We start from the raw sequence: 14672 nt of genomic DNA on the forward strand, positions 1-14672 counted from the left end.
AATAAAACAGGCGTGCAGTATAACTAAAGTTTCCCTTCCTGTGGCGGGGAAAAACTTAACGTCGGCAAATCAACAATGTGCGCCCCTCCATCCACCACCAGTGTGGCTCCCGTGATATAAGACGCTGCGCTGGACAGTAAAAACGTGACGGCACTGGCGATCTCTTCGGGGTCTGCAGGCCGTCCAAGCGGCAGGTCTTTTGTCACCTCCTGCCAGGCTCGCCTGTTCGCCTTATCCCATCCGCGCGTTACCGAGAGCAGGCGCATCTCCTCCTCAGCCATCGGTGTGCGCGTCCAGCCAGGGCAGACAGTATTGACCCTGACGCCAGAAGCTCCATAATCCCGGGCCAGTGATTTAGTCAGGCCGATCAGGGCATGTTTGGTGATGGTATAACCCGCGACCGCTGGCCCGGCGAAAAGCCCGGCCAGTGAAGAGACAATCACCATACTGCCGCCCCGCGAAGTTAACCATGGCAGCACCTCCCGCGCGGTAACAACTGCGCTGTTAAGGTTGCTGTGCAGGCTCTGCTGCCAGGCGATATCGTCCGTTTCCCCAAGACGGGAAAAACCGTGGCCACCGGCATTCGCCACCAGCATATCCACCCCGCCAAAGCGGTCGGCAACCTGTGTGACTGCCTGCGCGGCACACTGACTGTCGGCCATATCGGCCACGACAGGAAAGACATCATTCGCCTCCGCCATTGCCTGTAGCGGACCGGCCCTCCTGCCCGTTATCGCCACACGGGCCCCCTCCGCCGCCATCATTTTTGCCGTTGCCGCACCGATACCGCTGCCGCCACCGGTGATCAGCACCACTTTGTCTTTCAGTCCGGTCTCCATGTGAACGTGTCCTTAAGGTTAAAATGGCACCACGCCAGCGGGATAGCAGTTAAAACTCATTTTGCTAATTATCGCGCCTGCCGGGCGGATCTGAACTTCGCCAGCCGCCGTGATGCCCATAAAAATCCCGGTACACCGGCAGGCCTGATAGTCAAAGAAAAACACGGAACAGACCGGGATGATTTTTTCGCGGAAGGTGAAAAGGTACATATCGGGCTCAAATTTATAGTACGTCGCGTAATCCATGTCGCCATGGCCAAACTGTTCACCGCGCAGATTCTGCCAGGCATAGCGCTGACTGTTGACGTAAAAGTGCTCGTAGTAGTGGTGGGGGCTGTAGATATTCAGCGTACGGTAGCCTATCAGTTCACGCGTCAACTGAGGTTCAAAGCCGGAGGGGGTCTGCGTCGCCACCGCACCCGTATAAAATTGCTGGCTGAGCCGTGAACCTCCCTGCGCCTCCGCGGCAGGCAGGATTGAACAGCGTACCACCAGCGCTCTGGCGGTCGTGGTATTCATCACCAGCGCCAGGCTCTGCAAGGCAGACAGCGGAAAGCTGAAAAAGTAGCGATTTTTGGAAACGCACACTTCGTCGATCTGCGCCTCACCCTCTTCTCCACCCCAGCGCCAGGTAAGCCGGTGATGGACAGCCGCCGCATGAAAATTCAGTTGTAGAATACTGCCATCATTCAGCGCCAGGTCGAGCGTCTTACCCGCCCAGTGGCGCGTGGATGGCAGGCGGTTGATATCAATGCCCCGTGAAAAATCATCATAGTTTTTCCAGCCTGGTTCCGCTAAAGGGCTCAGTACAGATGCGTTCATGTTCACTCTCCTTTTCTCGTCAAGAACGGTTGTGAGTCTATAAAACAGGGAGGGGAAGGAACGTGAAGTGAGAGGGTAAAATTCGCATAAACACATCGGAAAGCATCCAATGACAATCTCGCACCCGGCGCATTGAGCAGGTATAGTAGGCGCCATCCGGGCTCCGGCCTGAACGTCGACAATTTTGGAGAACAACATGGCGAAGATGGCAGCAGCACTGCATATTCTGGTTAAAGAAGAAGCGCTGGCAAACGATCTGTTAGCACAGCTGAAACAGGGTGCTGACTTTGAAAAGCTGGCAAAAAAGCATTCCACCTGCCCCTCAGGCAAGAAGGGCGGTCACTTAGGTGAGTTCAAACAGGGTGCGATGGTACCAGCCTTCGATAAGGTGGTCTTCTCCTGCCCGCTGATCGAGCCGCAGGGCCCGCTGCATACCCAGTTTGGTTACCACATCATTAAAGTGCTGTACCGTAATTAAAAAAAAGCGCCTGAGGGCGCTTTTTTTTGGGCGGAACATTCATCAGCCCCGGCGTGCAGAAGTATTAACCCGCGACAGCAATACGCTTCATGTCAGTCATGTAGCCACGCAGTTTGCGGCCAACGGTTTCGATGTCATGGTGGCGAATAGCTTCGTTAACATCACGCAGCTGCGCGTTATCAACCGTCGTCGTGGTATTAACCGCTTTGCCCAGATCGCCTGCCTGCAGCGTGGTCATGAACTCTTTCAGCAGCGGTACGGCGGCGTAAGAGAACAGGTAGTTACCGTACTCAGCGGTATCCGAGATCACCACGTTCATTTCATACAGACGCTTACGCGCGATGGTATTGGCAATCAGCGGCAGTTCATGCAGTGATTCATAGTAGGCCGACTCTTCAATGATACCGGCAGCGACCATCGTTTCGAATGCCAGCTCAACACCCGCTTTCACCATGGCAATCATCACCACGCCCTGGTCGAAGTAATCCTGCTCGGCGATTTTACCTTCATACTGTGCCGCGGTTTCAAACGCCGTTTTACCGGTCTCTTCACGCCAGCCCAGCAGTTTTTTGTCGTCGTTTGCCCAGTCAGCCATCATACCGGAGGAGAATTCGCCGGAGATGATGTCATCCATATGCTTCTGGAACAGCGGAGCCATAATGGTTTTCAGCTGCTCAGACAGGGCGAAAGCACGCAGTTTAGCCGGGTTAGACAGACGATCCATCATCAGAGTGATGCCACCCTGCTTCAGCGCTTCGGTGATGGTTTCCCAGCCGAACTGAATCAGTTTTTCTGCATAAGGCGCGTCGGTGCCTTCAGCAACCAGCTTGTCGAAACACAGCAGGGAACCGGCCTGTAACATACCACACAGGATCGTCTGCTCACCCATCAGGTCAGATTTCACTTCAGCCACGAAGGAAGACTCCAGCACGCCCGCACGGTGACCGCCGGTTGCCGCAGCCCAGGCTTTCGCGATCGCCATGCCTTCGCCTTTCGGGTCGTTTTCAGGGTGAACGGCGATCAGCGTCGGTACGCCGAAACCACGTTTGTACTCTTCACGAACTTCCGTCCCCGGGCACTTCGGTGCAACCATTACCACGGTGATGTCTTTACGTACCTGCTCACCCACTTCAACAATGTTGAAGCCGTGTGAGTAACCCAGCGCAGCGCCATCTTTCATCAGCGGCTGAACGGCCTGAACCACCGAGGTGTGCTGCTTGTCTGGCGTCAGGTTAACCACCAGGTCTGCCTGCGGGATCAGTTCTTCATACGTCCCGACTTTGAAGCCGTTTTCGGTCGCTTTACGCCATGAGGCACGTTTCTCAGCAATCGCTTCGGCACGAAGAGCGTAAGCAATGTCCAGACCGGAATCGCGCATATTCAGCCCCTGGTTCAGGCCCTGCGCACCACAGCCAACGATGACGACTTTTTTACCTTTCAGGTAGCTGGCTTCATCCGCGAATTCATCACGAGCCATAAAGCGACATTTACCTAATTGCGCCAGCTGGTTGCGCAGGTTCAAAGTGTTGAAATAGTTAGCCATGGGGTACTCCGTATGAGGTTGTGTTCGCATTATTGTTTATTGTCTGGGGGATAATTTCCTGCCCCTGAATAGACCTTATCATATGACAGGAAATGCGTTGCTGAAATTGATATATTAACAACGTGATATTGCACTTTTTGCAACGTAATGATGAGGCCTGACTCTGATGGATCTGCGTGACCTGAAACTGTTTCTCCATCTGGCTGACAGCCGCCACTTCGGACGTAGCGCTCGCGCAATGCACGTCAGTCCCTCAACGCTTTCCAGACAGATCCAACGGCTGGAAGAAGACCTGGGCCAGACGTTGTTTCTGCGCGATAACCGCACCGTCACGCTGACCGATGCAGGGGAACGCCTGCGGCAGTTTGCTCAGCAGACGCTGTTGCAGTATCAGCAAATGCGCCACGCCATGGGCCAGAATGGCCCGTCGCTCAGCGGCGAACTCCAGCTGTTTTGTTCAGTGACCGCCGCCTATAGCCATCTTCCGCCCATCCTTGATCGCTTCCGCGCCGAGCACCCGCTGGTCGAAATCAAATTAACCACCGGCGATGCTGCCGATGCGGTAGAAAAAGTACAAACTAACGAAGTGGATATTGCCATTGCCGGACGGCCGGAAACGTTGCCCGCCAGCATCGGCTTTATGCCGCTCGGGCTGATCCCGCTGGTACTGATTGCCCCGGCGTTGCCCTGCCCGGTGCGTACGCAGGCGACGCAGGCACAGCCTGACTGGGCGCAGATCCCGTTTATTTTGCCCGCACAGGGGCCGTCAAGGCGGCGTATTGACCTTTGGTTCCGTCACCGTCATATCGCTAATCCACAGATCTACGCGACGGTGGCAGGCCATGAGGCGATTGTTTCGATGGTGGCACTGGGCTGCGGCATCGCACTGCTGCCGGATGTGGTGCTCGAGAACAGCCCGGAACCGATTCGTAACCGTATCCTGGAGCTGGAAGATGTCGAGATGGTCGCGCCCTTCGAGCTGGGCGTTTGCGTACAAAAAAAGCGGCTCAGTGAGCCGCTTATTGATGCGTTCTGGAAGCTACTTTAACCCGCCAGGAAGAAACGGAAAGCCGGGTTACTGGTTTCATCATGGAAATCATAGCCCAGCGCCGTCAGATGCTCTTCAAACCGGGGTTCACTGTCACTCAGCTCAAATGCCGCCAGTACGCGACCGTAGTCGGTACCGTGACTGCGATAGTGGAACAGGGAAATATTCCAGTGCGTACCCAACGTCTGCAGGAAACGCAGCAGCGCACCGGGGGCTTCAGGAAATTCAAAGCTGAACAGCCGCTCACGCAGAGGTTTGGATGGACGCCCCCCGACCATATAGCGTACGTGCAGTTTCGCCATCTCATCGTCAGACAGATCCACTACCTTGTAACCGCCGTCGGACAGTAGCGCCAGAATTTCCTCGCGTTCAGGCAGTCCACGCGTCAGCCGTACGCCGACAAAGATGCAGGCTTCATCGGCATTGGCATAACGGTAGTTGAACTCCGTGACAGAACGGCCACCCAGCAGCTGACAGAATCGCAGGAAACTGCCCTGCTGCTCGGGAATAGTCACCGCCAGCAGCGCTTCACGCTGCTCACCCAGTTCACAACGCTCAGAGACATAGCGCAGCCCGTGGAAGTTGACGTTTGCGCCGGACAGTACGTGGGCCAGCCGTTCCCCCTCAATCTGATGCTGCTGGATGTACTTCTTCATCCCCGCCAGCGCCAGCGCACCGGAAGGCTCCGCCACCGCTCGCACATCATCAAAGAGATCTTTCATCGCGGCACAGATGGCATCGCTGTCGACGGTAACAATGTCGTCAACATACGCCTGGCAGAGACGAAAGGTTTCACTGCCGATCCGCTTCACCGCCACGCCTTCGGCAAAAAGCCCGACGCGCGGCAGATCGACCGGATGCCCGGCGTCGAGCGCAGCTTTAAGGCAGGCAGAATCTACGGCTTCTACCGCAATCACTTTGATTTGCGGCATCAGCTGTTTGATCAGCACCGCCACGCCGGCTGCCAGCCCGCCGCCGCCCACCGGCACAAAGACGCGGTCCAGATGGGCATCCTGCTGCAGCAGTTCCATGGCCAGCGTGCCCTGCCCGGCAATCACCATCGGGTGGTCAAACGGCGGCACGAAGGTATAGCCCTGCTGCTCAGAAAGCTCGATGGCTTTGGCTTTGGCCTCGTCAAAGTTAGCTCCAAAGAGATAAACCTCACCGCCAAACGCCCGCACCGCATCCACCTTGATATCTGCCGTTGCTACTGGCATCACAATCAGGGACTTAATGCCCAGCTTAGTGGATGACAGCGCCACGCCCTGGGCATGGTTACCGGCCGACGCCGTAATCACCCCACAGGCTTTCTGCTCTGCGCTAAGCCCGGCGATCATCGCGTAGGCCCCGCGCAGCTTAAAGCTGTGGACCGGCTGGCGGTCCTCACGTTTCACCAGAATGGTGTTACCGAGGCGCGCAGAGATTTTTTCCATCTTCTGCAACGGCGTGACCTGTGCAGCTTCGTACACCGGCGCACGCAGGACGGCGCGCAGGTACTCCGCGCCGCTGGGCTGGTCGGATAGCGGTTGAGATTCAGCCATGTTGGTTAGCCTCCCAGCTTACTCTTATCACGGACGGCGCCTTTGTCAGCGCTGGTTGCCAGGGTGGCATAAGCGCGCAGCGCGAAGGAAACCTGACGCTCACGACCGTGTGGCGTGTAGGCCTGATCGCCACGTGCATCTTCTTCCAGACGACGGGCAGCCAGTTCATTCTCTGGCACGTCCAGCTGGATGCCACGCTGTGGAATATCAATATTGATGATATCGCCGTCTTTCACCAGCGCGATGGTGCCGCCGCTGGCCGCTTCCGGGGAAGCATGACCGATTGACAGCCCGGAGGTGCCGCCAGAGAAACGCCCATCGGTGATCAGCGCACAGGCTTTACCCAGTCCCATCGATTTCAGATAGGTGGTCGGATAGAGCATTTCCTGCATGCCCGGCCCCCCTTTAGGCCCTTCGTAACGGATCACGACCACGTCCCCTGCCACCACTTTACCGCCAAGGATTGCCGCGACGGCATCGTCCTGGCTTTCGTAGACTTTTGCCGGACCGCTGAACACCAGGCTGCCTTCATCAACACCTGCGGTTTTAACGATACAGCCGTTTTCAGCAATGTTGCCGTACAGAACGGCCAGACCGCCGTCCTGACTGAAGGCGAACTCGCGGGAACGAATACAGCCTTCCTGACGATCGTCATCCAGAGTGTCCCAACGGGTGTCCTGCGAGAAAGCCTGGGTCGTACGGATACCCGCCGGGCCGGCGCGGAACATTTTTTTCACAGCTTCATCTTTGGTCAGCATGATGTCGTACTGATCCAGGGTTTCACGCAGGCTCAGGCCGAGAATGTTACGCACGCTGTTGTCGAGCAGCCCGGCACGATCCAACTCACCGAGGATGCCTAGGACGCCACCAGCGCGGTGCACGTCTTCCATGTGGTACTTCTGGGTGCTTGGCGCCACTTTGCACAGGTGTGGTACCAGGCGTGACAGGCGATCGATGTCAGAGATATCAAAATCGATTTCCCCTTCCTGAGCGGCGGCCAGCAGGTGCAGAACAGTGTTAGTGGACCCGCCCATGGCGATATCCAGCGTAATGGCGTTTTCAAACGCGGCTTTGCTGGCAATGCTGCGCGGCAGCGCGGTTTCATCATCCTGCTCGTAGTAACGCTTAGTCAGAGCGACAATACGACGCCCCGCATTCAGGAACAGCTCTTTACGATCGGCGTGGGTCGCCAGCAGTGAACCGTTACCCGGCTGAGACAGACCCAGCGCTTCGGTCAGACAGTTCATTGAGTTAGCGGTGAACATCCCGGAACAGGAGCCGCACGTCGGGCAGGCAGAACGTTCAATCTGGTCACTTTCTGCATCGCTGACGTTCGGGTTTGCGCCCTGAATCATCGCATCGACGAGATCGAGTTTAATGATTTTGTCAGACAGCTTGGTTTTACCGGCTTCCATCGGGCCGCCGGAAACGAAGATCACCGGAATATTCAGGCGCAGAGACGCCATCAGCATTCCCGGGGTGATTTTGTCGCAGTTAGAGATACACACCATGGCATCCGCACAGTGTGCGTTGACCATATACTCCACGGAGTCAGCGATCAGCTCACGCGACGGCAGAGAGTAGAGCATCCCGCCGTGGCCCATGGCGATCCCATCGTCCACGGCAATGGTGTTGAACTCTTTCGCCACGCCGCCTGAGGCTTCAATCTCCTCGGCAACCAGTTTACCCAGGTCGCGCAGGTGAACGTGGCCCGGCACGAACTGCGTAAAGGAGTTAACGACGGCAATGATCGGCTTACCGAAGTCATCATCGGTCATTCCTGTGGCGCGCCAAAGGGCACGGGCACCGGCCATATTGCGGCCGTGGGTGGTAGTGGCGGAACGATACTTAGGCATGCTCTTTACTCCAGAAATCAGATAGTGCGCGGGCGTCAACTGACGCCCGCGAAAAAACATTATTGTTATGGGTTAACCGGATCCAGCCAGCCCCATTTGTCTTCCGTCTCACCCGTGAACAGGCCAAAGAAAGCAGACTGAATGCGTGCGGTGACCGGGCCACGTTTGCCTTCGCCCACCTGGATCCCATCAACGCTGCGTACCGGCGTGATCTCCGCAGCAGTACCTGACATAAAGACTTCGTCAGCCAGGTACAGGGACTCGCGCGACAGCACCTGCTCGCGCACTTCAATCCCCATATCCTGCGCCAGTTTGATGATGGCGTCACGCGTAATTCCTGGCAGAGCGGAAGAGGTAAACGGCGGGGTAAACAGGATCCCGTCTTTCACTTCGAACAGGTTTTCACCAGCACCTTCAGAGATGTAGCCCTGTGTATCCAGCGCGATCCCTTCCTGATAACCATGACGGCGCGCTTCGCTACCGACCAGCAGCGAGGACAGATAGTTACCGCCCGCTTTCGCCGCAGTAGGCAGCGTATTCGGAGCGACACGATTCCATGAAGACACCATCGCATCAATACCCTGCTCCAGCGCTTCAGCCCCCAGGTAAGCCCCCCACGGGAAGGCGGCGATGATGATGTCTGTTTCATAACCGTCAGGCGGGTTCACGCCCAGGCCGACGTCACCCACGAACACCAGCGGACGGATGTAGGCACTCTTCAGGTTGTTTTTGCGCAGCGTGGCGCGGCAGGCTTCCATCAACTCATCAACACTCAGGCTGACCGGGAAACGGTAGATTTTTGCAGAGTCACGCAGACGCTGCATATGTTCACGATGGCGGAAGACTACTGGCCCTTTGTGCGAGTCATAGCAGCGTACGCCTTCAAAGACAGACGTGCCGTAGTGCAGTGCATGGGACATTACGCTGACCTTCGCGTCTTCCCATTTCACCATCTCGCCATTGAACCAGATAAAGTCAGCTTTCTTCGTCATTCTCGTTTCCTTGCGCGCTTATGCGCGGATTTGTTGTGTTGTTTGCTGTTGGATCTGAACGCAGGCCACATCCATTAATTTACTCAACTGCGTTGACAGTAAATCGACGGAACGCTGGCTGGCAACGGTCATCTCAATATTAATGTTGTCGGTATTCACCCGCGAGGCCATGTTCATTGAGCACACCTGGAAGCCACGGTGGCGCACGACCCGCAAAATACGTTCCAGTATTTCCGGGCGAAAGCGCGCTTCTATAGACAATTGATGCTGTTTCATGAGGTTTTCTCCATCATATTTTCATTGCTGGCACCCGGCGGTACCAGAGGCCAGACGTTCTCATGTTCATCAATCGCGACATGCAGCATGTAAGGCCCTTCACTGTGCAGCAAAGCATCTAATGCGGCGTCGACCTGATCTTTGCGGGTAATACGCTGGCCGGGAATGCCAAAGGCACTCGCCAGCATGAGAAAGTCCGGGTTATCTGAGAGATTGGTTTCGCTGTAACGCTCCTCAAAAAACAGCTGCTGCCACTGACGTACCATGCCCAGCCGCTGGTTATCCATCAGAACGATTTTCACCGGCAGCTGTTTGCGCTTAACGGTACCCAGTTCCTGCACGTTCATCATAAATGAACCATCGCCGGAGACGCAGATCACGGTGTCATCCGGACGCGCCACCTGTGCCCCGACGGCTGCAGGCAGGCCGAAGCCCATGGTGCCCAGCCCGCTGGAGGTAATGAAATTTTCCGGGCGGTTAAAGCTCATATGCTGGGCGGCCCACATCTGGTGCTGACCCACATCTGTCGTCACCACCGCACTCTGAGGTTTGCGGTCTGACAGCTGTTTCAAAAACAGCGGTGCAAAAATCGCCTCTCCCGGATGATCGTAACGCCAGCCGTGATCGGCTTTCAGGGCTTTCACGTCTTCACGCCAGGCAGTGATATCCACCGGCTGATACAGGTCGGGCAGCAGTTTGTTGAGATCGCCCTGCAAACCGACGTGCGCCCGGCGGAGTTTATGCAGCTCTGCCGGGTCAATATCCAGATGGATGACGCTGGCATGCGGCGCAAAGGTATCCAGCTTGCCGGTAACACGGTCATCAAAGCGGGCACCGACGGCGATCAGCAGGTCACACTGCTGGACGGCCAGGTTGGCGGCTTTCGTGCCGTGCATGCCGAGCATGCCCAGATAGCAGGCATCGTCAGCATCGGGCGTACCCAGTCCTTTCAACGTTGCAACCGTTGGAATGCCGGTCTCTCTGGCAAAAGCGCGTAAAGCATGAACCGCATCCGCCATTCCCACGCCGCCGCCGACATACAGGATCGGTTTCTTCGCCTGGGCCAGCAGGCTGCGCGCCTGCTGCAGTTCAACATGGGGATGGGCCATTTCCTGCCCGACCGGCAGCAGATGGGCAACCAGATCGCCGCTGGCTAACTGGATATCTTTAGGAATATCCACCAGAACCGGGCCAGGACGGCCCGATTTTGCAATGGCGAAAGCTTCTGCCATCACCACAGGAAGTTCATCAAGGGACTCTACGAGGAAGCTATGTTTGGTGCAGGCCAGCGACAGACCCAGAACATCAATTTCCTGAAACGCATCCGTTCCCATTACCGCAGAGGAGACCTGCCCGGTGATCGCCACAATCGGCACAGAGTCCAGCATGGCATCAGCAAGTCCAGTGATCAGATTCGTCGCGCCCGGCCCGGAGGTGGCAATACAGACACCCACTTTTCCCGTTGCACGTGCGAAGCCGATAGCAGCCATGGCCGCCCCCTGCTCATGGCGGCACAGTAGATGTTCGACGCCACCGTCATAGAGCGCGTCATAGACCGGCATGATTGCACCACCCGGGTAGCCGAATACCGTTTCGACACCCTGTGCACGCAAAGCTTGAACCACCCACTGAGCACCATTCATAGTTATTCCCCCGCCTCTCGCTGGGAACAACAGCATTTTATGCTACTGTTCATATTTTGTTCCTCTGTCGTTGATGCCTTGCCAAAAAAAAACCCCCGGACCTTTCGGTGCGGGGGTTCTTTCGAAATCAGGCTTGATTTTTAAGCCTTTCTTTCTCCGAGCGTAGCCCCGCACGGCGTGATAATAATCACGACGACGTTAATAACGACTAGGCTAATGACTCGTAGAAGGGCTTTCATTTGGATTCTTTTAATTCGCTTGTTCGAAGTAATGCCTACAGAGTTATCACAGTTATTAGCTTTAATTCAACTTTTTTCATCATTTTATTTTATGACGTCGGGCGCAGATCTGAAAAAAACTTTTGTTATTCAGTCGATAAGAAAAAAATGAATCTTTTTCATCCGTCACGCAGTGTGACCATTTTATTTTCCCTGTCTCCATTTTCGCGCCTGTCCGCAACACAATGTCGCTGACTGTTGAACGAGGTAATCATCTTCAGACATGCTGCACAAATCCCCAATCGGCTTCTCGCCCTCCTGCTTCCTCTGTCGCACAGTAGGCACGACAAGGAGAGTTTATGTCGCTATCTGTCGTGTTTACCCGCGCCGCACTGGGCATCCAGGCCCCTCAGGTGTCGGTAGAAGTCCATCTCAGCAATGGTCTGCCGGCGCTTTCGCTGGTCGGACTGCCGGAAACCACGGTGAAAGAGGCCCGCGACCGTGTACGCAGCGCCATTATCAACAGTGGTTTCACTTTCCCGGCAAAGCGGATCACCGTTAATCTCGCCCCCGCCGACCTGCCTAAAGAGGGCGGCAGGTATGATTTGCCCATCGCTATCGCCATCCTTGCCGCCTCAGAGCAGATCCCGGCGGATAAACTCTCAGGCTATGAATTCCTCGGCGAACTGGCGCTGACGGGTGCGCTACGCAGCGTACAGGGCGCTATTCCGGCGGCCGTTGCGGCTCTGGACTGTGGGCGGCAGCTGATTCTCTCTGCGGAAAATCAGAATGATGTTGGATTAATTCAGCATGGGGAGAGCCTGGTAGCCACCTGCCTGCTGGCGGTGTGTACCTTCCTGCACGGCAAAGGGACGCTGGAAGCGGCACAGTGTCAGGAGCCGCCGTCCCCTCCCCTTTCAGGTGATTTAAATGAAATTATTGGTCAGCATCAGGCCAGGCGGGCGCTGGAGGTCACGGCCGCAGGCGGGCATAATCTTTTACTGATCGGCCCGCCGGGAACAGGGAAAACAATGCTGGCATCCCGCCTGTGTGGACTGATGCCACCTCTAAGCGATCGTGAGGCCCTGGAGAGCGCCAGCGTAGCCAGTCTGGTGGGTAGCGGGGAGCTGCACCGTCAGTGGCGTCAGAGGCCGTTTCGCTCCCCTCATCACAGTGCATCGCTCTTTGCGCTGGTCGGTGGTGGATCGCTACCTAAACCGGGGGAAATTTCACTGGCGCATAACGGCATCCTCTTTCTGGACGAACTCCCGGAATTTGAACGCCGGACGCTGGATGCGTTACGAGAGCCTCTTGAGTCTGGGGAGATCAGTATTTCACGGGCCCGGGCGAAAATAACCTATCCGGCACGCTTCCAGTTAATTGCTGCCATGAACCCCAGCCCGACCGGTCACTATACGGGACAACACAATCGCAGCTCGCCGCGCCAGACGCTACGCTATCTTAGTCGCCTTTCGGGCCCCTTTCTTGACCGCTTCGATCTCTCCCTTGAGGTCCCTTTACTCCCTCCGGGCATGTTGAGTGGTCAGCCGCGTGGCGGCGAGTCCAGTGAAAAAGTACGTGAGCGGGTATTGAGGGCACGAGATCGCCAGCTGGGACGCTGTGGCAAAGTGAATGCGTTAATGAGCAACCACGAAATACAGGCATGCTGTACACTTACGCCAGTGGATGCGGAATGGCTGGAGCAGATACTGGTGCAACTGGGCCTGTCAGTGCGGGCGTGGCAACGTATTTTGAAGGTGGCACGTACGATTGCCGACCTGGCGGGGGACAGCGTAATCAGACGGGAGCATTTGACTGAAGCAATAAGCTATCGGGCCATCGACCGTCTGCTGATTCATCTGCATAACAGCCTCGAATAGCCGGCATGAAAAAGGGGCCGAAGCCCCTTAATCTTAATCGTCACTATCCGTGTAGTCTTCAACCCCTTCCATCTGCGGTTTGCCGCCGGAAAGAGTATGAAAACGCTTAGGACGTTTAATCCGTGTCATGTATTTTGACCAGACTTTTTCTGCCTCAGTTTGCGGCTCACGCACGCCCCGGCACACCTCAATGAACAGTCGCTCTTCTTCTGTGCCTGGCTCACGCTTTGCCAGATCCAGCTCGTTAAAAGCGTAACCATAACGCTCAAGAAGTTGGGCTTCTTTGATGGTGAAATCACCGTGACGGGAGAACCCGCGAGGGTAATGTTTGTTATCAAAAAAACGATTCGTTGTTGCGAAGCTTTCCGCCATTTTACACGCTCCTAACTCTTTTATGGCCGTGCTATTTATGGCGCGGAGTATTAGATAGGCTTGACAGAGTGTAAAACAAAACATTTAAATCATAACGACAAATGTTTTTTAGGAGATGGATGTGGATACGGAATTACTGAAAACCTTTCTTGAAGTGAGCAGAACTCGCCACTTTGGACGTGCAGCGGAAGCACTCTATCTCACGCAATCTGCTGTCAGTTTTCGCATCAGACAGCTTGAAAACCAGCTGGGAGTGAGCCTGTTTACCCGCCATCGTAACAACATCAGACTGACGTCTGCCGGGGAGCGCCTGCTGCCCTATGCAGAGAGTCTGATGAGCACGTGGCTGATGGCCAAGAAAGAGGTGGCACACACGCAGCAGCATCATGAGCTGTCGATTGGGGCCAGTGCATCACTATGGGAGGCTTACCTGACACCGTGGCTTCAGACGCTGTATGAGAACCGGGAAAGCCTGCATCTCGAAGCACGCGTGGCCCAGCGCCATTCTCTGGTCAAACAGCTGCATGAGCGTCAGCTTGACCTGCTGGTGACGACAGAGGCCCCTAAAATGGACGAGTTAAGCAGTCAACAAATCGGCCATATCTCCCTGACGCTGTTCCGATCGCGAAAATCGGAGAAAAAAGAGAAATATGACTACATTAAGCTGGAATGGGGCGCTGATTTTCACCAGCATGAAAGCTATCTGGCCGGAGCCGATGATGTTCCCGTACTGACGACGACCTCCGCACATCTGACCCGACAGCTCCTGCATACCACGGGAGCCTGTGCTTTTTTACCGGACGTTTGGGGTAAAGAATACAGCGATCTTTTAGTGATCCCTGATACTGCTGTCGCTTCCAGACCCCTGTATGCGGTGTGGTTACAAAACAGCGATCAGCAGGCACATATCCGTCAATTAATTAAGTTTCCGGTGAATGTCAGAGCGTAATGAGCTGAAATAAACAGCAAAAAAGGCCAGTCTGCTGGTCTTTTTTTATGCTTTTGGCGGAGTAAACGGTGAAAAAGTCAGGAATTTTAGACAAAAAAAATCCTTTGCCGAAGCAAAGGATTGTTTTTATTTGGCAGGGGCGGAGAGACTCGAACTCCCAACACCCGGTTTTGGAGACCGGTGCTCTACCAATTGAACTACGCCCCTAAAAGGGT

The 14672-nt window shown here is 55.5% G+C and carries 14 protein-coding genes and 1 tRNA gene; 4 read left to right on the top strand and 11 right to left on the bottom strand.

The features are described 5' to 3' along the window. Window positions 1-23 precede the first annotated feature (23 nt). Window positions 24-839, bottom strand: a complete 816-nt coding sequence (locus EPE01S_RS21000) for an SDR family NAD(P)-dependent oxidoreductase (protein WP_062749097.1) — start codon at window positions 837-839, stop codon at window positions 24-26. Window positions 840-857: 18 nt separating this feature from the next. Continuing rightward, on the bottom strand, window positions 858-1661 hold the full coding sequence (locus tag EPE01S_RS21005) for a MoaF C-terminal domain-containing protein (protein WP_072277510.1): 804 nt from the start codon (window positions 1659-1661) through the stop codon (window positions 858-860). 196 nt (window positions 1662-1857) lie between these two features. On the opposite strand from EPE01S_RS21005, the gene ppiC reads away from it, so the two are divergent. Further along, window positions 1858-2139: a peptidylprolyl isomerase PpiC gene (gene ppiC / locus EPE01S_RS21010; protein ID WP_062749101.1), complete on the top strand. Its 282-nt coding sequence runs from the start codon at window positions 1858-1860 to the stop codon at window positions 2137-2139. Between the two features lie 64 nt (window positions 2140-2203). Here the strand turns inward: ppiC and ilvC are convergent, their stop codons facing one another. Further along, a complete protein-coding gene (gene ilvC, locus EPE01S_RS21015; protein WP_062749103.1) occupies window positions 2204-3682 on the bottom strand; it encodes a ketol-acid reductoisomerase in 1479 nt (492 codons plus the stop codon). 166 nt (window positions 3683-3848) lie between these two features. Between ilvC and ilvY the strand changes: the two genes are divergently transcribed. Next, window positions 3849-4730 (top strand): HTH-type transcriptional activator IlvY, encoded by an 882-nt coding sequence (gene ilvY, locus EPE01S_RS21020; protein WP_062749105.1) that lies wholly within the window; start codon window positions 3849-3851, stop codon window positions 4728-4730. Here the strand turns inward: ilvY and ilvA are convergent. The 6 genes from ilvA to ilvL form a co-directional block, all read right to left on the bottom strand. Next, window positions 4727-6271 (bottom strand): threonine ammonia-lyase, biosynthetic, encoded by a 1545-nt coding sequence (ilvA, locus tag EPE01S_RS21025; RefSeq protein WP_062749107.1) that lies wholly within the window; start codon window positions 6269-6271, stop codon window positions 4727-4729. The genes ilvY and ilvA overlap by 4 nt on opposite strands. A 5-nt stretch (window positions 6272-6276) precedes the next feature. Then, window positions 6277-8127 carry a dihydroxy-acid dehydratase gene (gene ilvD / locus EPE01S_RS21030; protein ID WP_062749109.1) on the bottom strand — a complete coding sequence of 617 codons (1851 nt, stop codon included), beginning with the start codon at window positions 8125-8127 and terminating at the stop codon, window positions 6277-6279. A 65-nt stretch (window positions 8128-8192) separates the two neighbouring features. Then, window positions 8193-9119: a branched-chain amino acid transaminase gene (locus tag EPE01S_RS21035; RefSeq protein WP_062749111.1), complete on the bottom strand. Its 927-nt coding sequence runs from the start codon at window positions 9117-9119 to the stop codon at window positions 8193-8195. Between the two features lie 18 nt (window positions 9120-9137). Next, the gene (gene ilvM / locus EPE01S_RS21040) at window positions 9138-9395 is read right to left on the bottom strand and encodes an acetolactate synthase 2 small subunit (RefSeq protein WP_062749113.1); all 258 of its coding nucleotides are present in this window, start codon (window positions 9393-9395) and stop codon (window positions 9138-9140) included. After that, window positions 9392-11038, bottom strand: coding sequence for an acetolactate synthase 2 catalytic subunit (gene ilvG / locus EPE01S_RS21045; RefSeq protein WP_062749115.1), 1647 nt, complete (start codon window positions 11036-11038; stop codon window positions 9392-9394). Before ilvG ends, ilvM begins: the two co-directional genes overlap by 4 nt. A 140-nt stretch (window positions 11039-11178) precedes the next feature. Further along, a complete protein-coding gene (ilvL, locus tag EPE01S_RS23100) occupies window positions 11179-11277 on the bottom strand; it encodes an ilv operon leader peptide (protein WP_072277511.1) in 99 nt (32 codons plus the stop codon). Between the two features lie 338 nt (window positions 11278-11615). On the opposite strand from ilvL, the gene EPE01S_RS21050 reads away from it, so the two are divergent. Next, window positions 11616-13136, top strand: coding sequence for a YifB family Mg chelatase-like AAA ATPase (locus EPE01S_RS21050; RefSeq protein ID WP_062749117.1), 1521 nt, complete (start codon window positions 11616-11618; stop codon window positions 13134-13136). 33 nt (window positions 13137-13169) lie between these two features. Here the strand turns inward: EPE01S_RS21050 and EPE01S_RS21055 are convergent, their stop codons facing one another. Further along, window positions 13170-13508: a MaoP family protein gene (locus EPE01S_RS21055; protein WP_062749119.1), complete on the bottom strand. Its 339-nt coding sequence runs from the start codon at window positions 13506-13508 to the stop codon at window positions 13170-13172. A 121-nt stretch (window positions 13509-13629) separates the two neighbouring features. Here EPE01S_RS21055 and hdfR point away from each other — a divergent pair, with 121 nt between their 5' ends. Next, window positions 13630-14457 carry an HTH-type transcriptional regulator HdfR gene (hdfR, locus tag EPE01S_RS21060; protein ID WP_062749121.1) on the top strand — a complete coding sequence of 276 codons (828 nt, stop codon included), beginning with the start codon at window positions 13630-13632 and terminating at the stop codon, window positions 14455-14457. Window positions 14458-14588: 131 nt separating this feature from the next. Here the strand turns inward: hdfR and EPE01S_RS21065 are convergent. Then, a tRNA-Trp gene (locus EPE01S_RS21065) sits at window positions 14589-14664 on the bottom strand. Window positions 14665-14672: the final 8 nt, after the last annotated feature.

Source organism: Erwinia persicina NBRC 102418, assembly GCF_001571305.1.
Taxonomy (GTDB): domain Bacteria; phylum Pseudomonadota; class Gammaproteobacteria; order Enterobacterales; family Enterobacteriaceae; genus Erwinia; species Erwinia persicina.